General features: G+C 60.4%; 22 protein-coding genes. 7 read left to right on the top strand and 15 right to left on the bottom strand.

What is annotated here, in order from left to right:
- Nucleotides 1-4: 4 nt before the first annotated feature.
- From prpB to BMX62_RS07535, 3 genes are all read right to left on the bottom strand, one after another.
- Nucleotides 5-889, bottom strand: a complete 885-nt coding sequence (prpB, locus tag BMX62_RS07545) for a methylisocitrate lyase (protein WP_090206748.1) — start codon at nucleotides 887-889, stop codon at nucleotides 5-7.
- A gap of 36 nt (nucleotides 890-925) precedes the next feature.
- Nucleotides 926-1,672 (bottom strand): GntR family transcriptional regulator, encoded by a 747-nt coding sequence (locus BMX62_RS07540; RefSeq protein WP_090206745.1) that lies wholly within the window; start codon nucleotides 1,670-1,672, stop codon nucleotides 926-928.
- A gap of 137 nt (nucleotides 1,673-1,809) precedes the next feature.
- Nucleotides 1,810-3,714, bottom strand: a complete 1,905-nt coding sequence (locus BMX62_RS07535) for a propionyl-CoA synthetase (protein WP_090206742.1) — start codon at nucleotides 3,712-3,714, stop codon at nucleotides 1,810-1,812.
- A 253-nt stretch (nucleotides 3,715-3,967) separates the two neighbouring features.
- On the opposite strand from BMX62_RS07535, the gene serS reads away from it, so the two are divergent.
- Complete coding sequence (gene serS, locus BMX62_RS07530) at nucleotides 3,968-5,251, top strand: serine--tRNA ligase (RefSeq protein WP_090206739.1); 1,284 nt, start codon at nucleotides 3,968-3,970, stop codon at nucleotides 5,249-5,251.
- Nucleotides 5,252-5,302: 51 nt separating this feature from the next.
- Here serS and BMX62_RS07525 read toward each other — a convergent pair whose 3' ends face one another.
- Nucleotides 5,303-5,665: a hypothetical protein gene (locus tag BMX62_RS07525; protein WP_090206735.1), complete on the bottom strand. Its 363-nt coding sequence runs from the start codon at nucleotides 5,663-5,665 to the stop codon at nucleotides 5,303-5,305.
- A 260-nt stretch (nucleotides 5,666-5,925) separates the two neighbouring features.
- Between BMX62_RS07525 and trxB the strand changes: the two genes are divergently transcribed.
- A complete protein-coding gene (trxB, locus tag BMX62_RS07520; protein ID WP_090206732.1) occupies nucleotides 5,926-6,873 on the top strand; it encodes a thioredoxin-disulfide reductase in 948 nt (315 codons plus the stop codon).
- A 4-nt stretch (nucleotides 6,874-6,877) separates the two neighbouring features.
- Nucleotides 6,878-7,606 carry a leucyl/phenylalanyl-tRNA--protein transferase gene (gene aat, locus BMX62_RS07515; protein WP_090206729.1) on the top strand — a complete coding sequence of 243 codons (729 nt, stop codon included), beginning with the start codon at nucleotides 6,878-6,880 and terminating at the stop codon, nucleotides 7,604-7,606.
- Here aat and minE read toward each other — a convergent pair.
- Genes minE through minC form a run of 3 tightly spaced genes read right to left on the bottom strand, consistent with a single transcriptional unit; the run spans nucleotide 7,597 to nucleotide 9,474 of the window.
- On the bottom strand, nucleotides 7,597-7,869 hold the full coding sequence (minE, locus tag BMX62_RS07510; protein WP_090206724.1) for a cell division topological specificity factor MinE: 273 nt from the start codon (nucleotides 7,867-7,869) through the stop codon (nucleotides 7,597-7,599). The genes aat and minE overlap by 10 nt on opposite strands.
- An 8-nt stretch (nucleotides 7,870-7,877) precedes the next feature.
- Complete coding sequence (gene minD, locus BMX62_RS07505; RefSeq protein ID WP_090206720.1) at nucleotides 7,878-8,687, bottom strand: septum site-determining protein MinD; 810 nt, start codon at nucleotides 8,685-8,687, stop codon at nucleotides 7,878-7,880.
- Nucleotides 8,688-8,718: 31 nt separating this feature from the next.
- On the bottom strand, nucleotides 8,719-9,474 hold the full coding sequence (minC, locus tag BMX62_RS07500; protein ID WP_090206717.1) for a septum site-determining protein MinC: 756 nt from the start codon (nucleotides 9,472-9,474) through the stop codon (nucleotides 8,719-8,721).
- Between the two features lie 234 nt (nucleotides 9,475-9,708).
- On the opposite strand from minC, the gene BMX62_RS07495 reads away from it, so the two are divergent.
- From BMX62_RS07495 to BMX62_RS07480, 4 genes are all read left to right on the top strand, one after another.
- Nucleotides 9,709-11,079, top strand: coding sequence for an NAD(P)/FAD-dependent oxidoreductase (locus BMX62_RS07495; RefSeq protein ID WP_090206714.1), 1,371 nt, complete (start codon nucleotides 9,709-9,711; stop codon nucleotides 11,077-11,079).
- 60 nt (nucleotides 11,080-11,139) lie between these two features.
- Nucleotides 11,140-11,589, top strand: a complete 450-nt coding sequence (locus BMX62_RS07490; protein WP_090206711.1) for a hypothetical protein — start codon at nucleotides 11,140-11,142, stop codon at nucleotides 11,587-11,589.
- 73 nt (nucleotides 11,590-11,662) lie between these two features.
- On the top strand, nucleotides 11,663-12,091 hold the full coding sequence (locus tag BMX62_RS07485) for a secondary thiamine-phosphate synthase enzyme YjbQ (RefSeq protein WP_090206708.1): 429 nt from the start codon (nucleotides 11,663-11,665) through the stop codon (nucleotides 12,089-12,091).
- Nucleotides 12,092-12,096: 5 nt separating this feature from the next.
- Nucleotides 12,097-13,389 carry a RuBisCO large subunit C-terminal-like domain-containing protein gene (locus BMX62_RS07480; RefSeq protein ID WP_090206706.1) on the top strand — a complete coding sequence of 431 codons (1,293 nt, stop codon included), beginning with the start codon at nucleotides 12,097-12,099 and terminating at the stop codon, nucleotides 13,387-13,389.
- Here the strand turns inward: BMX62_RS07480 and BMX62_RS07475 are convergent.
- The 8 genes from BMX62_RS07475 to oadA all read right to left on the bottom strand — a co-directional run bounded on the left by BMX62_RS07475 (nucleotide 13,383) and on the right by oadA (nucleotide 24,494).
- Entirely contained in the window at nucleotides 13,383-14,963 is a 1,581-nt protein-coding gene (locus BMX62_RS07475; protein WP_090206704.1) for a methyl-accepting chemotaxis protein, read from the bottom strand. The two genes, BMX62_RS07480 and BMX62_RS07475, sit on opposite strands and share 7 nt — an antisense overlap.
- Nucleotides 14,960-16,540, bottom strand: coding sequence for a methyl-accepting chemotaxis protein (locus BMX62_RS07470; RefSeq protein WP_090206703.1), 1,581 nt, complete (start codon nucleotides 16,538-16,540; stop codon nucleotides 14,960-14,962). Before BMX62_RS07470 ends, BMX62_RS07475 begins: the two co-directional genes overlap by 4 nt.
- Nucleotides 16,541-16,723: 183 nt before the next feature.
- Nucleotides 16,724-17,296: an NnrU family protein gene (locus BMX62_RS07465; RefSeq protein ID WP_238375907.1), complete on the bottom strand. Its 573-nt coding sequence runs from the start codon at nucleotides 17,294-17,296 to the stop codon at nucleotides 16,724-16,726.
- 95 nt (nucleotides 17,297-17,391) lie between these two features.
- Nucleotides 17,392-19,062, bottom strand: a complete 1,671-nt coding sequence (locus BMX62_RS07460; protein ID WP_090206702.1) for a FapA family protein — start codon at nucleotides 19,060-19,062, stop codon at nucleotides 17,392-17,394.
- A 69-nt stretch (nucleotides 19,063-19,131) separates the two neighbouring features.
- Nucleotides 19,132-21,084, bottom strand: coding sequence for a methyl-accepting chemotaxis protein (locus BMX62_RS07455; RefSeq protein WP_238375906.1), 1,953 nt, complete (start codon nucleotides 21,082-21,084; stop codon nucleotides 19,132-19,134).
- Nucleotides 21,085-21,127: 43 nt separating this feature from the next.
- Complete coding sequence (locus tag BMX62_RS07450) at nucleotides 21,128-21,955, bottom strand: ion transporter (protein WP_090206701.1); 828 nt, start codon at nucleotides 21,953-21,955, stop codon at nucleotides 21,128-21,130.
- 101 nt (nucleotides 21,956-22,056) lie between these two features.
- Nucleotides 22,057-22,668: a Maf family protein gene (locus BMX62_RS07445; protein WP_090206700.1), complete on the bottom strand. Its 612-nt coding sequence runs from the start codon at nucleotides 22,666-22,668 to the stop codon at nucleotides 22,057-22,059.
- On the bottom strand, nucleotides 22,668-24,494 hold the full coding sequence (oadA, locus tag BMX62_RS07440) for a sodium-extruding oxaloacetate decarboxylase subunit alpha (protein ID WP_090206697.1): 1,827 nt from the start codon (nucleotides 24,492-24,494) through the stop codon (nucleotides 22,668-22,670). Before oadA ends, BMX62_RS07445 begins: the two co-directional genes overlap by 1 nt.
- Nucleotides 24,495-24,496: the final 2 nt, after the last annotated feature.

Raw genomic sequence — 24,496 nt, 5'->3', positions numbered from 1 at the left:
CGTCTTAGCCGCCTTTGCGGTATAGCTGGTCCAGTTTTTCTTCGTAGGCGTGGTAGCCCAGATGCTCGTAGAGTTCCATGCGGGTCTGCATGGTGTCGATGACCCCCTGTTGGGTACCGTCGCGGCGGATGGCCTCAAACACGTTCAGGGCCGCCTTGTTCATGGCGCGGAACGCGGACAGGGGGTAGAGCACCAGACTCACACCCACGCCCTTGAGCTGTTCCGTGGTGAACAGGGGGGTACTGCCGAACTCGGTGATATTGGCCAGCACCGGGACGCCGACAGCATCCACGAACTGCTGGTACTGCTCCAGGGTATTGATGGCTTCGGGGAAGATCATATCAGCACCGGCCTCGACACAGGCTACCGCCCGTTCGATGGCGGAATCCATGCCTTCCACGGCCAGGGCGTCGGTGCGGGCCATGATGACAAAGTCCCGGTCACGGGCATCGGCGGCGGCCTTGATGCGGTCCACCATTTCGTCCTTGGTGACGATGGCCTTGCCGGGGCGATGACCGCAGCGCTTGGCCTGCACCTGATCCTCGATATGGCAGCCGGCGGCCCCGGCGCGGATCAGTTCCCGGACTGTGCGGCTGATGTTGAAGGCGCTGGGTCCAAAGCCGGTATCGGCGTCCACCAGCAGGGGGACATCGGTGACATAGGTGATACGACGCACGTCTTCGAGTACATCGTGCAGGGTGCTGATGCCCAGGTCCGGCAGGGCTAGGGAACCGGCAGCCACACCGCCACCGGACAGGTACAGTGCCCGGTAGCCCACCTGTTCGGCCATCATCGCGTGATAGGCATTGATGGTGCCCACCACCTGCAGCGGGTGCTCTTCTTCAACGGCGCGGCGCAGACGCGCGCCTGGCGTGGATGGCTCGGTCATTGGATCTCCTTGGATGTGAGTCGCGGAAGGAACAGGTCAGGGCGGCGGGGCGGCGCCGATATTGGCGGCCCGGATCGCTGGGGTGGCCCTGGCACCCTTGGGAGCCTTGTCATCAAACAGCAGTTCCACATTGATTCGTGAACTGCGGATATGGCGGCGCATGATGAGTTCTGCCATTTCCGGGTCCCGGTCGGCGATGGCCTCGACGATGTGACCATGTTCCCGGAAGGCGATCAGGGCCCGGGAGCTGGCCATGCCGAACTGGAAGCGGTACATGCGCATCAGATGATACAGATCGTCACACAGCAGCCTGATCAGGCGAACATTGCCGCTGGCCTTGATGATGCGGTAATGAAAATCCAGATCCCCTTCAGTCTGGAAATAGGCGATGCCTTCTTGCAGTTCCGCCCGTTCCTGGTGTTGCCTGAGCAGTCGGCGCAGTTCGTCCACATCCCGACCTGACATGCGTTGGGCGGCCAGCCGGGCGGCCATGCCTTCCAGGGCTTCCCGCAGCAGATACAGTTCCAGCAGATCTTCCTGGCTGAGGGACACCACCCGGGCACCCACGTTGGGGCGACGTTCCACCAGGTGACAGGCTTCCAGGCGACCGATGGCATCTCTGAGGGGACCCCGGCTGATGCCGTATTCACCGGCCAGTTCCGGTTCACTGATCTTGGTGCCCGAAGGAATCTCTCCCTCGACGATGGCCTTGCGCAGGCGCGCAAAGACCCGATCTGCCAAGGTGACACCCTCCCGCCCGAGTTGATCATTGAAATCTGGCATAGCGTCGTCCGATTGTTGACAATATTAGCTTATCAGTCCTTTCCCTAGAGATAAAGTGGTATTTCTGATGACAATCCTTCGTTGACCACCGGGGGGGGTGACCGCCCCCTGTTGAGCGGACAGGGGGCGGATGTGGATCAGGCCTGTTGTCGGCCCTGGGCGTAGCCCAGGGGAGTCAGACTGTCCCGGATTTCGTCCAGAATGGATGGATCATCAATGGTGGCCGGGGTCTGGTAGGTTTCATTGTCGGCAATCTTGCGCATGATGGCCCGCAGGATTTTGCCCGAACGGGTCTTGGGCAGGCGATTGACCACGGCCACCAGCTTGAAAGCAGCCACCGGGCCGATTTTTTCCCGCACTAAAGTCACCAGTTCCTTGCTCAGGGTGTCGGCATCCATGTTCACCCCCGACTTCATCACCACCAGTCCCATGGGCAGGGAGCCCTTGAGCTCGTCGGCCACGGCGATGACTGCGCATTCTGCCACCGCCGGATGGGAGGCCAGCACCTCTTCCATGGCGCCGGTGGAGAGGCGATGTCCGGCCACGTTGATGGTGTCGTCGATACGGCCCATCACATACAGGAAGCCGTCCTCATCCATGTAGCCGGAGTCACCGGTGAGGTAGTAGCCGGGTTCGGCACTCAGATAGGACTCCTTGAAGCGCTCATCGTTGTTCCATAGGGTGGGCAGGCAGGCCGGGGGCAGGGGCAGCTTGACCATGATCCGGCCCATGTCTCCGGCGGGCACCGGTTTGCCGTTGTCATCCAGGATCTGCACGTTGTAGCCTGGAGTGGGCTTGCCGGCGGTGCCGGGTTTGATGGGCAGCTGTTCGATGCCGAGGAAATTGCCGGCGATGGCCCAGCCGGTTTCCGTCTGCCACCAGTGGTCGATGGCCGGACGCTGCAGGATCTTCTGCGCCCATTCCAGGGTATCCGGATCACAGCGTTCACCGGCCAGGAACAGGGCGCGGAAGTGGTCCAGGTTGTATCGCTTGAGATGTTCGGCCCCTGGGTCTTCCTTCTTGATGGCACGGAAGGCGGTGGGGGCGGTGAACATCACCGACACCTTGTATTCCTCGATCACCCGCCAGAAGGCGCCGGGGTCCGGGGTGCCCACGGGCTTGCCTTCATAGACCACCGTGGTGCAGCCATAAAGCAGGGGGCCGTAGACGATGTAGGAATGTCCCACCACCCAGCCCACGTCGGAGGCCGCCCAGAACACCTCGCCGGGCGCCATGCCGTAGATGTGTTTCATGCTCCAGTTCAGGGCCACCGCATGACCGCCGTTGTGACGGACCACCCCCTTGGGCTTGCCGGTGGTGCCGGAGGTGTACAGGATGTAGATGGGATCGGTGGCGGACACGGGGACGCAGTCATGGGGGGCTGCGGCGGCCATGGCCGCGGTCCAGTCCACGTCCCGACCCTGGATCAGGTCGCAGGGGGATTGGGGGCGTTGCAGGATCAGAGTGCGCTCGGGCTTATGGCTGGCCATCTCGATGGCCTGATCCAGCAGGGGCTTGTACTTCACCACCCGGGAAGGCTCGATGCCACAGGAGGCGGCTACCACCACCTTGGGGGTGGCGTCATCAATGCGGGTGGCCAGTTCACGGGCGGAGAAGCCGCCAAACACCACCGAATGAATCGCCCCCAGGCGGGCACAGCCCAGCATGGCCACCAGGGCTTCGGGCACCATGGGCATGTAGATGATCACCCGGTCACCTTTGGTGACGCCCATGTCCGCTAGGGCGCCGGCGAAACGGGCCACCTGATCCTGCAGCTCAGCAAAGCTGATGCGACGCTTGGTGTCCGTGACCGGGCTGTCGTAGATGATGGCCGTCTGTTCACCGCGACCATTTTCCACATGCCGGTCCACGGCGTTGTAACAGGTGTTGAGCTCCCCCCCCGCGAACCAGCGGTAGAAGGGGGCGGCACTATCATCCAGCACCTTGTCAAAGGGGCGGGACCAGGTGAGTGCCTGGGCGGCCTCGCCCCAGAAGCCCTCGGGATCGTTCACTGCGCGTGCATAAACTTCTGCATAACCCATGACTCGCTCCTGCTTGTGTTTTGCCCCCAACGGGGGTGTGCCTGCCGTCAGCATTTCAGGGCATGACCTTAGAGAATTTTTGAAAATTGTCAACAATCTTCAGCCGGATTCTGGACCGGAGTCACTGGTTTGATCGGCGTCTGGCCCACAGTGCGGCGCCCCGGACGGGGGTGGGCTGGGCCGATCCTCCCCGGTTGCCCCTGTGCTACCATCGGCCCAAGATCCTTTTTTCCATACGCCCAGACCAAAATCCATGCTTGATCCCAAGACCCTTCGTACCGACCTGGACACCATTGCCGCCCGCCTGGCCACCCGGGGCTTCACTCTGGACAGGGCCGCCTTCAATCACATGGAGTCCGAGCGCAAGGCGCTGCAGGTACGGACCCAGGAGTTGCAGAACGCCCGTAATACCCGCTCCAAAGCCATCGGCCAGGCCAAGGCCAGGGGTGAGGCAATCGAACCCTTGAAGGCAGAAGTGGGACAGCTGGGGGATGCCCTCAAGACCTGTGAGACCCGTCTGGCTGAATTGCAGCAGTCCCTGTCCGACTTCATGATGGAGATTCCCAACCTGCCCCATGAGTCCGTACCCGTGGGGCAGGATGAAAACCACAATCAGGAAGTGCGTCGCTGGGGTGAGCCGCGTCAGTTGGACTTTACCCCCCTGGATCATGTGGATCTGGGCGCCCCCAACGGCTGGATGGATTTTGAGGCTGCCGCCCGACTCAGCGGCAGTCGTTTTGCGGTACTTCGCGGCCCCATGGCCCGCCTGCACCGGGCCCTGATTCAGTTCATGCTGGACGTACATACCCAGGAGCATGGTTATCAGGAGGTTTATGTCCCCTATCTGGTGAATGCCGACAGTCTGCGGGGGACCGGTCAGTTGCCCAAGTTTGAGGCCGATCTGTTCCGCATGGGCGGTGATCCCGGCTACTACCTGATCCCCACGGCGGAAGTGCCGGTGACCAATCTGGTTCGGGACAGCATTCTGGACGCCGACGCCATGCCGGCCCAGTTTGTCTGTCACACCCCCTGTTTTCGTTCCGAGGCCGGTTCCTACGGCAAGGACACCCGGGGCCTGGTCCGCCAGCATCAGTTTGAAAAGGTGGAACTGGTGCAGCTGGTGCGCCCCGGCGAGTCCTGGGATGCCCTGGAGGCGCTGACCGGTCATGCAGAATCCATTTTGCAGCGGCTGGAACTGCCTTACCGGGTCATGGCCCTGTGTACCGGGGACATGGGCTTTTCGGCGGCCAAGACCTATGACATCGAAGTGTGGCTGCCGGCCCAGAACTGCTATCGGGAGATTTCCTCCTGTTCCAACTTCGAGGATTTCCAGGCCCGGCGCATGATGGCCCGTTGCCGCAACCCGGAAACGGGCAAGCCGGAACTGCTGCACACCCTCAATGGTTCAGGGCTGGCGGTGGGCCGTACTCTGGTGGCCCTGATGGAGAATGGTCAGGATGCCCAGGGCCGCATTCATATCCCGTCGGCCCTGCAGCCCTACATGGGGGGCATGACGGTGCTTGATCCCAAGGCTTGAGTCCTGTTGCCGACCTCTCCCTTGTCGGGAGAGGAAGGATTTTTTAGTCGTTCAGTCCGGGTCCCGGTCCACTGGCGGATCAATCTTTGGTGGTCCGGCTTTTTTCTGGGCCACCAGTTGGGCCACCAGATGACTGACCCCTGCGATGAAGGCCACCGGAAACAGCAGGGCCAGCACCGGCCAGCCTCCGATGATGAACACCAGTCCCAGGGGAGAAATTTGCATGAGCCACAGGGCAAAGCCCAGCAGGAACCAGCGTCCTGCCAGGGTAGCGCAGTGGTCACGGCACCAGATGGCCCGGGCCATCCGCTCTTCCGGGGTGGTTTTCGGCATCCGGCGCAGATGCCAGGGCGCCCAGAAGTAGGCGATCACGGCATGGTGGACAGGTTGATCAGTATTGGGATTCGGCGGCATGGGTATATTCCAGTTCAGGAGAAAAGGGGGGGTTGATCCCCCCAGAGGGGGTGTTTGCTACCATTGGACCACTTCGCGCGGCGCGGGAATCTCCCTTGTGGAGATTCCCGTAGCGCCGCTACACTGGCCATGTTCCAACGCCTGTCAGATACAAGAGCGAGGACAACCTCGCCGCAGGCATCCTGATTCCTTCAGGGCGAGGAGGACGTCAATAGGCGACGACCCAGACCCTAACCCAATTTTTTGGAGATTGCGCGACGATGAGCGCCACCCAACATTGCCGTCTGCTGATTCTTGGCTCTGGCCCTGCTGGATACACGGCTGCGGTCTATGCGGCCCGCGCCAACCTGAACCCGGTATTGATCACCGGCCTGCAGCAGGGGGGGCAGCTCACCACCACCACGGAAGTGGACAACTGGCCCGGCGAAGATCAGGGGGTGCAGGGTCCGGCACTGATGGAACGGATGCAACGTCATGCAGAACGCTTCAATACCAGGATCATCTTCGATCACATTCACACCGCAGACCTTAAACAGCGCCCCTTCACGTTGATCGGGGACGGGGGCACCTATACCTGCGATGCCCTCATCATTGCCACCGGCGCCTCGGCCATGTACCTGGGGCTGCCTTCCGAGGAAGCCTTCAAGGGCCGGGGTGTCTCTGCCTGTGCCACCTGTGACGGTTTTTTCTACCGGGGACAACGGGTGGCTGTGATCGGCGGGGGGAATACTGCGGTGGAGGAAGCCCTGTACCTGTCCAATATCGCCGAACATGTCACCCTGGTTCACCGCCGGGATACCCTGCGGGCGGAAAAAATCATGCAGGACACCCTGTTTGAAAAGGTGCGTCAGGGCAAAATCACCATCGAATGGCATCATGTACTCGATGAAGTCCTGGGGGATGATACGGGCGTGACCGGCATGCGCATCAAGGATGTCCGCTCCGGAGAATGTCGGGATATGGCGCTGCAGGGTGTGTTCATCGCCATCGGTCATCGCCCCAATACAGCGCTTTTTCAGGGACAACTGGCCATGAATCACGGCTACATTCAGGTGAAGGGAGGGGCTGAGGGCAACGCCACCGCCACCAGTGTGCCGGGGGTTTTTGCTGCCGGGGATGTGATGGACTCCATTTATCGACAGGCTGTGACTTCTGCGGGTGCCGGCTGCATGGCGGCGCTGGATGCCGAGCGTTTCCTGGACACCTGATGCCATGCTTTCCGTCACCTGGTTGAACCCTGGAAAGGGTGATGAACCCTTTCCAGCCGTGGAACATGCCCTGCGTGAACCCAACGGTCTGCTGGCTGCCGGTGGCGATCTGAGTCTGGTCCGGTTACTCAATGCCTATCGGCACGGCATCTTTCCCTGGTATGTGGCCGGTCAACCCATTCTCTGGTGGTCGCCAGACCCGCGGACTGTCTTGTATCCCGCCCAGGTGAAGGTCAGTCGCAGTCTGGCGAGAATTTTGCGGCAACAGCGGTTTGAGGTGACCTTTGACCAGGCTTTTGCCCAAGTGGTGGAGGGCTGTGCCGAACCCCGGCGCGGGGTCCACGGCACCTGGATCACCTACGGGATGCAGCAGGCCTTCATTCAGCTGCATTACACCGGCCATGCCCATTCGGTGGAAGTCTGGGACCATGGCACTTTGGTCGGCGGGCTGTACGGGGTGAGCATGGGACGGGTGTTTTTTGGCGAATCCATGTTCAGCCGGGTGTCGGATGCCTCCAAGGTGGCATTGGTGATCCTGTGTCAGCATCTGAACCATTGGGGCTACCCTTTGCTGGATTGCCAGACCCCCTCGGATCACCTCACCCGCATGGGGGCAGAATCCATGTCCCGACACCGGTTCATCAACCGCCTGCAGCAGCTATGCTCCGTACCCAGTCGGCCTGGCCCCTGGGCACTGGAACTGGTGTGGAACGGGGCGCCCCGTCAAAGCTGACGTTCTGACTCCGACAGGGTGATATTCACCTCCAGAATCTCGCAATCCCCCTGATTTTCCAACGTCATCTGTACCGATTCGTCGTTGACCCGCACATACTTGCGGATCACCTCCAGCAACTCCCGATGCAGGGCAGGCAGATAATCAGGGCCGGCACGATGTCCCCGTTCCCTGGCCACAATCACCTGCAGACGTTCCTTAGCCATTCTGGCACTGGTTTGGGGCGGCGGTGGTGATCGAAAGTAATCAAAGATGCCTTTCATGGTGCGCGTTACCCCTTGAACAGTCGGCCCAAAATTCCCTTTTTCTGTGCCGTCAGAAACCGATGGGGACGCTCCTCACCCAAAAACCGGGCCACCGCATCGGAATAAGCCTGGCCGGCATCGGATTCCTTGTCCAGAATCACCGGCATCCCCGCATTGGAGGCGTTGAGTACCGATTGAGACTCAGGCACCACACCCAGCATCTCGATGGAAAGGATTTCCACCACATCCTCCACGCTGAGCATTTCTCCCTTGTCCACCCGCTCTGGAGCATAGCGGGTCAGCAACAGACGAGATGGCAAGGGGCCTTCTCCCTGCTCTGCCTTGCGGGTTTTGCTGGCCAAAATACCCAACATGCGGTCAGAGTCGCGGACACTGGAGACCTCCGGGTTGGTGACCACCACCGCCTCGTCGGCAAAGTAGGCCGCCATCAGGGCGCCCCGCTCGATCCCCGCCGGACTGTCACACAGGATGTAGTCAAATTCCTGGCTCAATTCATCCAGCACCTGGCCGACCCCTTCCTCGGTCAGGGCATCTTTATCCCTGGTCTGGGACGCGGGCAGGATGAACAGGTTCTCGGTACGTTTGTCCTTGATCAAAGCCTGGCGGAGACTGGCATCCCCGTTGATGACATTGACAAAATCGTAGACCACCCTTCGCTCGCATCCCATGATGAGGTCCAGATTGCGCAGCCCCACATCAAAGTCGATCACAGCCGTTTTATGGCCTTCCAGGGCCAGACCTGTGGCCATGGCTGCTGACGTGGTGGTCTTGCCAACACCGCCCTTGCCCGAGGTAATTACAACAATGCGTGCCATATAGCCTGCATCTCCTTGAAGAATTCTGCGCTTAAATTTCAGAAATATTGATGGTTTCACCGGCCAGAGTCACCAGCCGGTTCTCACCGCGCTCGGCGTCAAGGATATCCTCTGCAATGCGGTAATGTCCGGCAATGGATATCAGTTCTGCATCCAGACGGCGACAAAAGATCCGCGCCCCCACCAAGCCGCGTACACCCGCCAGAGCCTTGCCCCGCAGGGTGCCATAGACATGAATATGTCCGTCCGCCAGCAGTTCTGCGCCGGCTGATACCGTACCCAGCACGATCAGGTCACCGCCTCGGGCATAGACCTGTTGACCGGATCGTACCGGTTGATTCACCACCAGCGAGGGGGTGTGGAGGAATTGTAGTGTAGTGGCCTGTTCCTGTGGTGGCGCAGGCGTCTCTACGGTCCCGGATTCCCGTGGAGTGGCATGGCGCAAAGGCACTTCTGCCCCTGTCTTGCCTCCCAGCACAATGACGGGCAATCCGGTACCCTCGGCAATGGTCTGGGCCACTGTTCCGCTGTGCAGTCCGATCAATTTGAAACCATGTTGACGGATCTCCTGTACCACCTGGATCAAGGTTTCCGGCAAAGTGCCGGCCAGGGGTTCCACATCCACCAGTAACGGCATATCCCGCATCAGGTCTGGCGCCTCTCGCAGACGGGCGTCCATGGCATCATGCAAGCGCTGGGGATCTGCATCATGCAGACGAAGAATGGACACCAGGATCATGCGCCCTTTGAATTCAATGGGCTGAATGGGACTGGAATGAGCATTCATAAACAATTATTTCCACGAAAAACGGCCAAAACACGAGTGTTGCCGAGGGTGAGGGACTGTGCTGCCGGGTTTGAGGCCGCATTGTAACGGTTTGTGGGGTTTAACGTGCAGGCAACATGCTAATATACTTATAATCTATTTGAAAAAAACACCGACTCAGTCGAATCACCAGCCTACCCACTGGCCATCAGGTGCGGCGGGATTGGCCACCTGCAGGAATGGAGACATAGAACGATGAGCAGCCAAGACGACAAGCGGGTAAAAGACGCGGTTGACCGGGCCTTGAAGGGGGCGGGTCTGTCGCGGCGAGACTTTCTCAAATTATCCAGTGGTGGCGCCCTGCTGGCGGGTGCAGCCGCCGGGACCGGCAGCCTGCTGCACAGTCCACCGGCACGGGCAGTATCCACCAACGCCCGCATTGTCATTGTCGGTGCCGGGGCCGCGGGCCTGTCTTGCGCCACCCGCCTGGCCCGGGAACTGGATGGGGCAGATGTTATCCTGATCGACCGGCGACAGGACCATTACTACCAGCCTGGGCTAACCCTGGTGGGTACCGGCGTCTGGCAGACAGAGAAGCTTCTGGACCGGAACCGGCGCTATGTACCCTCCAGTGTCAACTGGGTTCACGACATGGTGATTGAATATGACCCGGACAATAACCGGGTGGTCACTGAAACCGGCCAGGTGATTGAGTACGATTTCCTGATGGTGGCCACCGGGGTACAGGTGAACTACAGCGTCATCGAGGGCATGTCGGAAAACCTGATCGGCCATCGGGGGGTGGGCTGTGTTTACGACAGGCCGGAGCTGGCGGAACGCACCTGGCAGGCCGTGGATCACTTTGTCAATGAAGGGGGCATCGGCCTGTTTACCCGGCCACCGGGGGACATGAAATGTGCTGGCGCTCCCCTCAAGGTCACCATGCTCACGGAAAGCCGAATGAAGGAACGGGGCACCCGTGACCGGGCCGAGATGCACTACCTGCCCCCTGGCACCAGCCTGTTCTCCCAGCCCCATACCGAAGACTTCCTGCGTCGAAACCTGCCTCAGCGAGACATCCATATTCACTGGGATCACCCCCTCAAGGCCATCGACCCGGACCGCAAGACCGCCACTTTCAAGACGCCCCTGGGAGATGAAACCCTGGATTATGACTTTATCCATGTGGTGCCGCCCATGAGTGCCCCTGATGCCTTGCGCTACAGCCCATTGGCGGCTCAGGAAGCCCCCTTTCGCGGCTGGCTGGAAGTGGACCGTTTCACCCTGCAGCACACCCGCTATCCCAATGTTTTTGGTGCCGGTGACGTGAATGGCGTGCCAGTTGGCAAGACAGCCGCCAGTGTCAAGGCCCAGGTGCCGGTGGCGGTGGAAAACATGATCCAGATCATTCAGGGCGCCACCCCTACAGCGGCTTACGATGGCTATACCTCCTGCCCGCTGATTACCGAACTGGGCCAGGCCATTTTGGTGGAATTTGATTATGACCTGAACATGAAGCCCTCTTTCCCCTTCATCAGCCCCTATCAGGAGCATTGGGTGCCCTGGGTCATGAAGGATCGGCTGCTACTGGCGGCCTACAAGGCCATGCTTCGGGGACGCATCTGACCGGGTATGCCGGATGTTTTATGTCCCTGAATACATTGTGAAAGTTGAGAGGAGTTGGTAATGGCATTTTCAATCATGGGATTATTGGCAGTGGTCCTGGAGTTCTTTCGGGGCTGGCTGTGGTTTATCGGGCTGTTTCTGCTGCTGGACTTTGCACTGACCTTCTATTTCCTCAAGCGCTCCACAGGCTGTAGAACCTGCTGGGTTCTGCCGGCCTATGTCACCATAGGCTTTGGTGTTTTCATTTTCATATTGTCCATGATCACCCTGCCGACCATCACCAAATCCAGTTGGGCAGCCCTGTCGGGTATCGACTATCTGGCCCTGATCGGTGCCAGTATCGGCTTTGGTGCCCTGTTTGCAATCCTGGCCTTTCCCTTCATCTTGAATCTGCTGGGAATTCGTTCCAGGCCTCGGCCCGATAACACCGGCCAGGCAACCCGGACTGAAACACCCACTCCACCCAAGGCCCCTCCCCAGCCTGCGATGACGGAAAAAGTCGCAGACTGAGCCGCTGGATATCTCGCCTCGGTCGGGTTAGGCTTCAGCATCCCGACCGAGACCGAGATGCTGGCCGCTGACGATGAAGATCTCACATCACCACATTCCCCTGGCCACCCAGGCCCCCATCCAGATCATCGATGTCACCCAGCAGGTCAAGGACCTGTTCGCCGCCAGCGGCATCCGTAATGGGCTTTGCACCGTCATCTCCCGTCATACCACCGCCTGCGTGAATCTCAACGAGCAGGAACCCATGCTGCAACAGGATATGCTCACGCACCTCAAGCGCCTGGTGCCCCGGGACGGTGACTATCTTCACAACGAAAACCCCGTGGATGGCCGGGACAATGCCCATGCACACCTGATGGGATTGTTCATGAACGCCTCCGAGACCATCCCCATCGTGGACGGTGGGCTGGTTCTGGGGACCTGGCAATCCATCTTCTTCATTGAGCTGGATGGCCCTCGTCCCGAGCGCCATCTGACCGTACATTTCATGGGAACCGAATAAAACCGATGCAGCCCGCCGACATTGAAGGTTTCTTTGCCGATCCCGCCACCCTGGATCTGGACCGTTACCTGATCCTGGACTACACACTGGAATGTGTGGGCGACCCGCGCCTAGCGATGGCCCATCTGTGTAGCGAACAGTCTACCGCCCAGTGGAAGCGGGTGGATGTGGATGAGGATCTGCGTCCCCGGTTCGCTGCCAAGGTCATCGGGATGGAGGTACTGGAAGAACGGGAAGCCCTGAGTTACCCGGTCACCCAGGCTGCCGAGGGACGGATTTTCGCCTGTCGGGTACGCATTGCCCATCCCCACGAAAACTTCGGTCCCCGTATTCCCAATCTGCTGTCGGCAGTCTGCGGTGAAGGCCCGTTCTTCACCCCCGGCATCCCACTGATCAAGTTGATGGATATTCAGTTCCCCCAGGTGTTTCTCAGTGCTTTTCAGGGGCCAAGGTTCGGGGTACAGGGACTGCGTGACCTGCTCAATGCCCATGACCGTCCTATTTTTTTGGGGGTCATCAAACCCAATATCGGTCTGCCCCCCGAAGCGTTCTCAGCCATTGCCAGTGAAGCCTGGATGGGGGGGCTGGACATTGCCAAGGATGACGAGATGCTGGCAGACCCGGATTGGTCCCCCCTGGAGGCGCGCTGTCGCCATCTGGGTGAGGCCCGGCGCCAGGCGGAACAGGCCACCGGCACCCCCAAGATGTACATGGCCAATATCACCGATGAGGTAGACCGTCTGACCGAGCTTCACGACATTGCCGTGGAGCGGGGGGCCAATGCCCTGCTGGTGAACGCCATGCCGGTGGGACTGTCCGCAGTGCGGATGCTGCGCAAACACACCCAGGTCCCCCTGTTTGGGCATTTTCCCTTTATTGCCGCTTTCAGCCGCCTGCCCCACTACGGTATCCATTCCCGGGTCATCACCCGGCTGCAGCGGCTGGCTGGCTATGACTCGGTGATCATGCCCGGTTTCGGCCCCCGGATGATGACCAGTGACGAGGAAGTCATGGCCAATGTCCGCGCCTGTCTGGAAGATATGGGCCCCATCAAGCCCTGTCTACCGGTCCCAGGCGGCAGCGACTCCGCCGCTACCCTGCAGCGGGTGTATGAAAAAGTGGGCAGTGTGGATTTTGGTTTCGTGCCAGGACGGGGGGTATTCGGCCATGCCATGGGGCCTCGCGGTGGTGCCGCCAGTATCCGGCAGGCCTGGGATGCTCTGGCCCGGGGGGTGCCGGTGGCAGAACAGGCTCGGCAATACCCGGAGTTGGCCCGTGCCCTTGAGCAGTTTCAGTGAATCCGGTCCCAGAACTGCTGCGCCAGCAGTTCCAGATGTTGTGACAGCTTTGCCAGCTCACCGGCGGCCTGTTCGATCTTGAGGATGGCATCTGCATTATCCTCGGAACTATGGCGGATCTGGGTGACACTGCGGTTGATGTCTTCGCTCACCGTGCTCTGCTGGTTGACGGCGGTGGCAATCTGGATGCTCATCTCGGTGATGGCGCCCACACTGCGGGTGATGGATTCCAGGGATTCAGCAGCCTCCTCGGCCTGGGTCACGCACCGCTCCGCCTGTTCCCGGCTTTGTCCCATCACCTGCACCGACGACTGGGCACCTGCCTGCAGTTTTTCGATCATGGCCTGGATTTCACGGGTGGACTTCTGGGTCCGGGAGGCCAGGTTGCGGACCTCATCGGCCACCACGGCAAATCCTCGACCCTCCTCCCCTGCCCTGGCCGCCTCGATGGCCGCGTTCAGGGCCAGCAAGTTGGTCTGCTCGGCAATCCCTTGAATCACCTCCACCACGGTGCTGATTTCGTCACTGTGGGTCTGCAGTTCGTGGATCAGTTGGGTGGCCTGATCCACTTCCCGAGCCAGGTGGCCGATGGCTTTTCCGGTGTCCACCACCACCTGGCGCCCCGCACTGGCACCGTTGTCGGCATGTTCCGCCGCAGTGGCGGTATGCCCGGCACTGAGGGCCACTTCGTGTACGCTGGCGCTCATCTGATTCACTGCGGTGGCCACCTGTTCTGTTTCGGCCTGCTGGGCCAAAATCTCCCGGCGGGACTTCTCCACACTGGCCACCATCTCCTGAATCTGTCCGGCCAGTCGCTTGGCTGCTTCGGCCACCCGGCCCACTGCCGCTCCGGTCTCGGCAGAGAGCATCCGCAATGCAAAATCAATTTCTCCGTACTCGTCCGTGCGTCCGGTGTATACAAATTGGCACAGGGGGTTATGAACCACTTTCCGGGTCCGGTTGCGCAGACGGATCAGGGGGGCCAGACTAAACCAGGTCCAGGCGCTGGCCAGGAGGATAAAACCCAGCCCAGGCAATGCCACCTGCCATCCGCTCCCCCCCAGCCAGAACCCCAGCCCCATACCCGTCAGGCCGGCCCCGATGATGAGTATCAGCAGCCGCTCCCGCACACCCGGCAGGGGCAGTTTCAGGGCCAACGGCAGATTTCCGGCCATGACTTTAGCGTAGAGGGTTTCGGCCCGGTTGATCAGTTCCCGGCTGGGGCGGGTCCGTACCGATTGATATTCCACCACCTTCCCTTCCCGTTGGATCGGGGTCACATAGGCATTGACCCAGTAATGGTCCCCGTTCTTGCAGCGGTTCTTGACCAGTCCCATCCAGCTCTTGCCGGCCTTGAGGCTATCCCACAGATTCTGGAAGGCTGCCGGCGGCATGTCTGGATGGCGCAGGATATTATGGTTCTTGTTGAGCAATTCGGCTTCGGTATAGCCGCTGATCTCGATGAAATCATCATTGACATCGGTGATGATGCCCTTGAGATCCGTGGTAGACAGAATGTTGACCTGACTGGAAAAGGTCTTTTCCTTGCCGGTGACCGGTAAATTTTTTTTCATCGCGGTTTTTCCCAGAAATGAGTCGCCAACAATCGCAGTTCCTCGGCCAGTCCTGCCACACCAACAGCCAGTGCTTCGATGTTGCGGCTGTCCCTGGCATTGCTGTCGGCAGCTTCCCGGATGCGGGTGATACTGCGGTTGATTTCCTCACTGACCAGACTTTGCTCGTTTACCGCCGTAGCAATCTGGGTACTCATGTCAGTGATCGATTTCACATCACGGCTAATGGCATCCAGAGATGTTGCCGCTTCCTGGGCTTGATGACTGCTTTTTTCTGCCTGCTCAAGACTCTCGCGCATCACATTGACCGACCGCCGGGCGCCCGCCTGGAGTTTTTCGATCATGCCCTGAATTTCCTGGGTGGAACTCTGGGTCCGGCTGGCCAGACTGCGGACCTCATCAGCCACCACCGCAAAACCCCGGCCATGTTCCCCGGCCCGGGCCGCTTCAATGGCCGCGTTGAGGGCCAGCAGATTGGTTTGTTCGGCAATCCCCCGGATCACATCCAGTACGGCACTGATTTCCCCACTGCTGTGTTCCAGCTCCTGAATGACCGCCGTTGCCCGGCTGACTTCCTCGGCCAGATGCCGAATCGACTCCCCCGTGGCAGCCACCACCTGCCGGCCATGGCCGGAGTTGCTATCGGCCAGATCCGCCGCCTCGGCAGTACTGGCGGCGTTACGGGCCACTTCCTGTACACTGGCCGCCATTTGGGTCACTGCCGTGGCCACCTGATCGGTTTCTGCCTGCTGCCGGAGAATCTGGGCGGTGGAGGACTGGACCGTCTCCACCATGAGATCCGCCTGACGAGCCAGATGGGCGGCGGCATCGGCCACCCGGCCCACCGCAGCGCCCTGTTCGGATTGCAGCATACACAGGGCAAACTCGATTTCACCCAGCACATCCCGGCGTTGGGTGTAGATATATTGTCCCAGGGGGTTGACGGCCACTTCCCGGGATCGTTGCCCCAGAGCCGACAGGGGATGAAGTTGCCACCCGATTGACAACAGGCCCAACAGGACCGCCGGCCCCAGGGTCACCAGAGCCACGGTGGGTGGCGTGCCCAGCCAGAGTGCGCCGATCAATACCATCAGACCCACCAGCACCGTGCCTGCCAGCAGACGGGATTGCAGCCCAGGTATCGGCAGTTTCATGGCCAAGGGAGGGGTATTGGCCATCAACTGACCGTAAACATCGGTGGCGCGATTCACCAGATAGCGGGCGGGGCGGGTCCGCACGGACTGGTATTCCTTGATCTCTCCGTCGTGCTTGATGGGCATGACAAAGGCACTGACCCAGTAATGATCCCCGTTTTTACAGCGATTTTTGACCATGCCCATCCAGGCTCGCCCCGCCTTGAGGCTGGACCATAAATCGGCAAAGGCTGCCGGGGGCATTTCGGGGTGGCGCACAATGTTGTGATTTTTGCCCAGCAGTTCATCTTCTGCAAAGCCGCTGATCTGGACAAAATCTTCGTTAACGTAGGTGATGGCGCCCTTGAGATTTGTGGTGGAGAGAATGTTGGCCTTTTCGCCGTAGGTGCTTTCCCTGCCGGTGATCGGGAAATTCTTCTTCATCTCAACGCTCCAGAACAGAACCTTGACAGGTCCGGCGACAGGGCCTTGAGGCCCGCTCCCCCGGGAAATTATGAGCAACCGGCTCCCGCTTGCGCGGCGCGGGGCATGTTTGCCGCAATGACGGGACAGGATCATCCCTGGCCTATGGCAGACAGGGATGTCCTTGATTGGGGGGGCTGAGGATTATCTGACGGGCACGCCGATCAGCCACTCATGGAGGAAGAAGGCGAACGCCAGGTAACCGATCAGACCAGCTACGACCGTCACTGCGGTTCCTTTGATGTTAGCGGCAACGGGGACAAAACCCTGAGCCTGATCACGTTGGCGCAGGGAACGGAAACACAGCACGGACCACACCAGGAAGCCTCCAAACAGCAGGATATCCGCCAGCATGCCGTTATAGAGCAGATGACCCGCCGCCCAGGTTTTGACCGCAATGACCATGGGATGCTTGACCGCTGCCTTGATGTGGTTGTTCGGCACAAAGGCGGCAGCCAGAATGATCAAGGACAGCAGGGATAACAGGGCGGTGACATGGTGCAGCCATGCCGGAGGAGACCACACATGAATGGGACCGGCCTGGGCATAGCCCCAGATGATCAGGATAAAACCCACCAGGGAGACCGCGCCGGCAAAGGCCATCCAGCCCTTTTCTCCCCATTGCGCAATGCGTGCGCTGCGCCAGTCATCGGCAAAAATACGCAGGGAATGTACCCCCAAAAACATCATCAAGCCCAGAACGAGTACGACAGTCACGAATTATTGCTCCCTTGTTGGCGATAGATGGACAGTACGGTGTCGATTCTAACCAAGAGACCACTCTGGTGGATGAAAACATCCGGTGCGAGGGATCATCCAGGCGCATGGTCCAGGATGACTTCACCCTCCTGCAACTTGAATACCCCCCCTAGTGTTTCTGCTTCAATCCGTCTGACCTTGTCGCCAATGCAGACTTCAACCCCACTGTAGATCCGCCGCTGGACCACAATGGTGGCATCCTGAAAACGCGCCATCTGTTCCAGCAACTGCGCTTTTTCCTGCTCCAGTTCCTGCACATGGCCTTCCACCTCGGCCAGGGTATTGGTGGCACGAGTCTTGAAGTCCGCCGCGACCCGTTCAGGATGTTGCTGGACAAAATTCAGGGTACGCACCAATTCCTCTGCCAGATGATGCTGTGCATCGAGGCGTTGCTCCAGTTCTGCCAGCTGATCCCGCAGCTTGGGATCAGCGCCCACCACCACCTGGGTTTGGGGTGCTGTGGGGGAACCGAGCATGTGGCATTCAATCTGTTCTCCAGCCCGGATGGAGCCACCCACGATCTGTCCTTTACGTGCCCCGGTGCCGCCCACCGTCACCTCATGGGTGGCACTGATCTGGCAATGGACCATCTGCTCATGGATGAGCACATGGTCTGCTTCTACCCAGGCATTTTCGATGAATCGGGAACTGACCGTGCCCTTGGCCTTGAGCCGTGCGGTGGGGCGGGACTTGCCTTCATGGGTCTCATCCTGATGCAATTGGCCAACCACGCCTCGCTTGATCTGAATATCTCCGCCGGCTTCCAGTATTGCACCTTCCACCATGCCGTTGACCAGAATGTCACCACTGGCGGTCACCTTCATACCGGAGACCACATCACCCCGGATCAATACACTGCCTTCAAAGCTGAGGTTGCCCGAAGACAGGTCCACCTTGTCCACTTCCAGGGATTCTTCCACCATGGCCCCACGGGGAATCAGCACCGGTATGCCATGGAGGGTGGACTCCAGCACCGCAGGGTCATCGGCGCTGGGAACCACGTTGCGCAGCTTGCTGGAAAAGGGAAACTCCCGGCCAGAGCGGGCCGGAATCGCCTGCCCCAGAACGTTGACCCCAGGGACGCCCGCCGTGGCCGGATGTCGGCGCACCAGAGGGGTGCCGGGTTTGACCTGGGGCACCTCTCCCAAATCCCGGTAATCTGCCCGACCTCGCTCATCAATATGGGGCATCCGGCGCCGGGCCTTGGGGATCAGGGATTCAAACACCGTATCGCTACCATGGGCCGGTGGGGTGGCGCGGGCAATGACCACCTCCATGGGGTCTTGTTCCCCCAGCAGCACAGCCCGGGTCAAGGCATCTTCGTCAATGCCGTGGACCACACTTTTGGCGGCCATTCTTTCCCGTACCATCACCTCGGTCACCGGCTGGCCACCTCGTGGTGGTTCGATGTTCAAGACCACCTGCTCCCGTTTTGGGTCTATGGTCAGGTTAAATTTACCGTCATGGCGTCGAGCCAGACAGAAGGTCCGCTGATCCAGGGAGGGGTCTGCCTTGGCCACAGCATTGACCAGATCCTTAATGGCGCTATCGGATATGACCCAGGTGCCAAACCCCGCATTGGTGATGTGTTCCATGACAGCGGCCGAAGCGGCGCCCTGCTCCGGCAGGGCAGTGACACGGGCAATGAGCCGGTGATCTTCCTCGTCGACGTGGAGCGCCAGCCAGGTGGGGGAAGAATCCTGAGGGGTTTGATCGGTCATCATTTCAATCCCGGAAAAATGCTTCGAGGCTGTTATGGTACGCCATGCCTGGGCAAAATGGGCATCTCCCCGTTACCTGGCGACAGCGCCTGCTGGTCGGGCCAGTTGGGCTGCAAGCAACTGCTTGAGATCATCCGCACTGGCCTCAAGGCGTTGGGCAATCTCCAGAACCTGTTCGGCTGCCTGGCCATTATCATCGGCCAGGGTGTTGATGCGAACAATATTCCGGCTCACCTCGTCGGCCACATGATTCTGCTCACGGGCTGACAGCGCGATCTGGGTGCCCTGTTCGTTTACCCCGGCCACCGTCTGCTTGATGGCCCCCAGACTGTCACTGGCTTCATGGGCACGGGAAACACAGGTTTCCGCCTCGGTCTGTCCCCGGTCAATGGCGTCGGTCACATCGGATACGGAGCTTTGCAACTCCTTGATGATGGCATAGATCTCGCTGGTGGAATTCTGGGTCTTGCTGGCCAGCCGACGAACTTCATCGGCCACCACGGCAAATCCCCGCCCATGTTCTCCAGCCCGGGCTGCTTCGATGGCCGCATTCAAGGCCAGCAGATTGGTCTGATCGGCAATTTCCGCAATGGTCTCCAGTACCTTGCCGATACTCTGGCTTCCCTGATCCAGACGCTGGATGACATCCAGCATGCCTCGCATGTTGGCTGCCAGGGCCTCGATGGCATTGGCGGTATCCGCCACCAGGCGAATCCCGTTCTCGGCAGAGGACAAGGCCTCTTCTGCGGCATCCTGGGTACTTTGTGCATGTTGGGACATTTCGCTGGCAGAAGCCGCCATTTCCACACTGGCGGAGGCCACCAACTGGGTTTCCTGCTGCTGCTGCCTGACCAGATCCAGCCCTTGCCGGGAATGGCTCACCAGGGCATCGGCTGCACCGCTCAAGGTGGTGGAGGTTTTGGAGATTCGCCCCAGGATGTCCTGCAGGTTATCTGCATAGTGATTGAAGGAGCGGGAGAGCACCGCCAGTTCGTCATTGCCCTGGACCGGCAACCGCAGGTCCATGTCCTGCTCCATGCGACGGATGCAATGCACACTATTGCGGATGGGACGTACTATGCTGCGCTGCACCAGCAGTGCAATGATCGGTCCCATCAGGATCACCAACAGGGCGATCAGGCCAAGAAACATCCATGCAGACCGCGTGGCATCGGTGATCTGTTCCCGCAGTACCTCGGCGGGCATACCGATCACATGCATTCCGATGGTTTCTCCCCGGTCGTTGATCACGGGGACCCGAACCCCAAACCAGCTCTGCCCCAGATCATGACCGTCAGCCCGCAACCGGGCCAGGTCCAGGGTTTCGGCGAACGCCATGGTATAGGCATTGAACCAGGCATTATTGGCGACGAAATACTCCCCGACACGCCGGTTACCGGCAATACCAGGGCTATCTTCCAGGGCATTGGGCGATAACAGCAGAATATAGGCGGCGCCATCGGCCTCGAAATCCCGACTGATGCTTCCCACCCCTTGCAACAACTCCAGACTGCCACGGTACACCCCCTCCTCCATGATGGGGGCCAGGGCGCGGATGGCGTAACCGGCCCGGCCCGTTTCGTTGAGTGTGGCGAAGGGCCGCTGTTCGCTGAGCATCCTTTGGATACTGGATCGAAAACGCAGATCATCACCAAATTGGTCCGGCGCCCAGCTACGTTGCCAGGACATCCCTTCCTCGGTATGGATCTGCACCCTCAGTCCCCGATAGTTGGTGGTGGTCCGGAAGGTGTCCAGGATATCCGTGAGGATTTGATGGCTTTGATCCCGATTGCCGAACAGATAGGCGTCACTGAGGTCGGGATCCTGGGCCAGCATGACACTGACCCCAATACCGAATTCCTCCTTGCTCTTGAGGCGTTCTTCCAGCAGGGTGGCCAGATAATTGCCATTATATTCAATAACTTCCTGCTCAAGCGCAGTGCGCAGCCATTGAACATAGAACAAACCCAGCAACAAGCATATTCCGCCGGTCAGCAGCACGGCAAGTACCAGGCGTCTTGTCATGCTTCTCCTCCAATGTATGGGTCGATTACCGCCCCATCCGCCGCTAATCTTCCCGGCGCAATTGGGATATTTCCTGGCGCAGGGATGCTATTTCCTGGCGCAGGGCCTTGAGGTCTTCATGGAGCTGGGCGTTTTCCGCGTGTACCACCTCGCCGATGGCCTCATGCTCGAATTTCTGCTGTTCCTCCTGCATGGACTGCATGGTATTCACGATGATGGCGATGAATAGGTTGAGCATGGTGAACGTGGCAATCAGAATGAAAGGCACGAAGAACAGCCAGGCCCAGGGGAAGGTTTCCATCACGGGACGGGAGATGCCCATGGACCAGCTTTCCAGGGTCATCACCTGGAACAGGGTGTACATGGCCCGTCCCAGATGGCCGAACCAGTCCGGGTAAGCCTGACCAAACAGGCCGGTGGCGATCACTGCAAACACATAAAACAGCAGGATCAGCAGGGCGAAAATGGACAGGATGCCGGGAATGGCCTTGAGCAGTGCCTCGACGATGAAGCGCAGCTTGGGCACCATGGACACCAGGCGCAGGACGCGCAGCACCCGCAGTACCGCCAGGGGGCCGGTGGTGGGAATCAGGGCAATGGTGATCACCAAAAAATCAAACACGTTCCAGGGGCGGCGGAAGAAGCTCAGGCCCTGGGCGTAGAGCTTGAGCAGGATTTCCACCACAAATATTCCAAGAATGATCCGGTCGGCATACATCAGCCAGGGGCCGGTTTTTTCCATCAGGGCAGGCGAGGTGGCCAGACCCAGAATGGCGGCATTGATCAGGATCAGGGTGATGATCAGGCGCTGGATTGGCGCCGATTCGATGAAGGCGCCCACTCGGGCGCGGAGGCCGGCCTCGGCTTGCATGTCTGAAACTCCCGGGTGTTCTTCTGTTGCGGCTGAAAGACGGGCGGCCAGGGCGCCCAGGCGCTGGGCAGATTAATGAAATCCGCCCTTTGACACAATCATCATCGGCGGAAAGTCCCCGGATTGAGTACCGGTCTGTGGGCTTGGGCCAGCATTCGGCACAGGGCAATCAGGGGTAGCCCGATCAGGGCCGTGGGGTCATCCCCCTCCAGGCGCTCGAACAGGGCAATCCCCAGACCTTCCGACTTGAAGCTGCCGGCGCAGCCGTAGGGCTGTTCCCGACGCACGTAATCCTCGATCTCTTCCCGGCCCAGGGTGCGAAAGTGTACCCGGAAGGGCTCCACTGCCTCCTGTCTCTCACCGCTTTCGGCATCCAGCAGGCACAATCCGGTATGAAAGGCCACGCTGCGCCCCGAGGCCGCGCTCAACTGGGCGACGGCCCGTTCATGATTGCCGGGTTTGCCCAGTATCTTTCCATCGAGTTCCGCGCACTGGTCCGAGCCGATGATGAGGGCCCCGGGAAAGCGGTCCCGGACCGCTTCCGCCTTGGCCCGGGCCAGGCGGGCTACCATGGCCGCGGGAGGCTCCCCCGGCCGGGGGGTCTCATCCACGTCCGGGGCGCAAGTCGAAAACGGCAACCCCAGCCGTTCCAGCAGCGCGCGCCGGAACGGTGAGGTAGAAGCCAGAACCAGGGTGCGTGGCGCCCGCGTCATCAGGCGTCCTCGATTTCCACCAGGGCATCATCCGGGTTGACGCTGTCGCCCTTGGACACGTGAATGGCCTTGACCACGCCACCCACCGGGGCCTGGACCTCGGTTTCCATCTTCATGGCCTCCAGGATCAACACGCCGTCACCGGGCTTGACCGTATCCCCTTCCTTGACCAGCACGTCGATGATGGTGCCCGGCATGGACGTGGTGACATGGCCGGGCTTGGTGGCCCGGGGGCGGCCGCTGCCCTGGGGACCGCCGCGCCGGGCGCCGTTGTCCCCGTCCACCAGGATCTCGTCCAGGGTCTCGATGACGATCTCTTCCGGCATGCCGTCCACGGTCACGTAGAAGGGACGCATGTGGTCCCGCTTGTGGCCGGTGCCGGTGAGCTTGATGTGGTAGGTCTCGCCGTGCAGGGTGGCCTTGAATTCCACCGGGGCCACCTTGTCCTCGCCCTGGCCGCCCAGGGGTTCCAGGGGTTCGGGGACCAGCTTGCCGTCGCGGCGCTGTTCCAGGAACTCCCGGCCGATCTCGGGGAACATGGCATAGATGAGGACGTCTTCCTCGGAATGGGCCAGTTCGCCGATCTGGCCGCGCAGGGCGTCCATTTCGTCCTCCAGCAGGTCCGCCGGCCGGCACTCGATGACGTCGGCGTGGCCGATGGCCTTTTGCCGGACCACGCTGTTGACGTGGCCGGGGGTACGGCCGTAGCGGCCCTGCAGATAGAGCTTCACCTCGTTGGTGATGGTCTTGTAGCGGGACTCGGTGAGGACGTTCATCACCGCCTGGGTGCCCACGATCTGGGAGGTGGGGGTGACCAGGGGCGGATAGCCCAGATCCTCCCGCACCCGCGGGATTTCGGTCATCACCGCGTTCACCTTGTCCAGGGCGCCCTGGGCCTTGAGCTGGCTGATGAGGTTGGAGATCATGCCGCCGGGGATCTGGGTGGTCTGCACCCGGGTATCCACGCCGGTGTATTCGCTCTCGAACTGGTGGTATTTCTTGCGGATCTCGCGGAAATAGAAGCCGATCTCCTGCAGCAGGTTCAGGTCCAGGCCGGTGTCGTACTCGGTATCCCGCAGTGCCGCCACCATGCTCTCGGTGGGGGCATGGCTGGTGCCGCCAGCAAAGGCGGACATGGCGGTATTGATGTTGCTGCAGCCGTTTTCGATGGCCTTGAGGTGGCACATCTCGGACAGGCCCGCGGTGGCGTGGGTATGCAGGTGCACGGGCACCTTCACTGCGTCCACCAGGGCGGCGGTGAGTTCGCCGGCGGCCCGGGGGGTGAGCAGACCCGCCATGTCCTTGATGGCGATGCTGTTGCAGCCCATCTCCACCATCTCCCGGGCCATGGTCACGAACTGGTCCAGGGTATGCACCGGGCTGGTGGTGTAGCTGATGGCGCCCTGGGCGTGCTTGCCCGCCTTTTTCACCGCCTCGATGGAGACGCGCACGTTGCGGGTGTCGTTCATGGCATCGAAGATGCGGAAGACGTCCATGCCGTTGTCGGCGCAGCGGGCGACGAAATCCCGCACCACGTCATCGGCGTAATGGCGATAGCCCAGCAGGTTCTGGCCCCGCAGCAGCATCTGCAAGGGGGTGTTGGGCAGGGCCTCGCGCAGCTTGCGCAGGCGCTCCCACGGGTCTTCCTTCAGAAACCGCAGGCAGGTATCGAAGGTGGCGCCGCCCCAGACTTCCAGGGACCAGAATCCCACCGCGTCCAGTTTCTCGCAGATGGGGAGCATGTCTTCCGTGCGCATGCGGGTGGCGATCAGGCTCTGGTGGCCGTCACGCAGGGTCAGATCAGTAATCGTTACCTTCTTGGACATCG

The organism is Ectothiorhodospira magna, assembly GCF_900110965.1.
GTDB classification, from domain to species: Bacteria; Pseudomonadota; Gammaproteobacteria; order Ectothiorhodospirales; family Ectothiorhodospiraceae; genus Ectothiorhodospira; species Ectothiorhodospira magna.
Note: the sequence above shows the minus strand (reverse complement) of the source record. Positions and strands in the feature narration are given on the sequence as shown.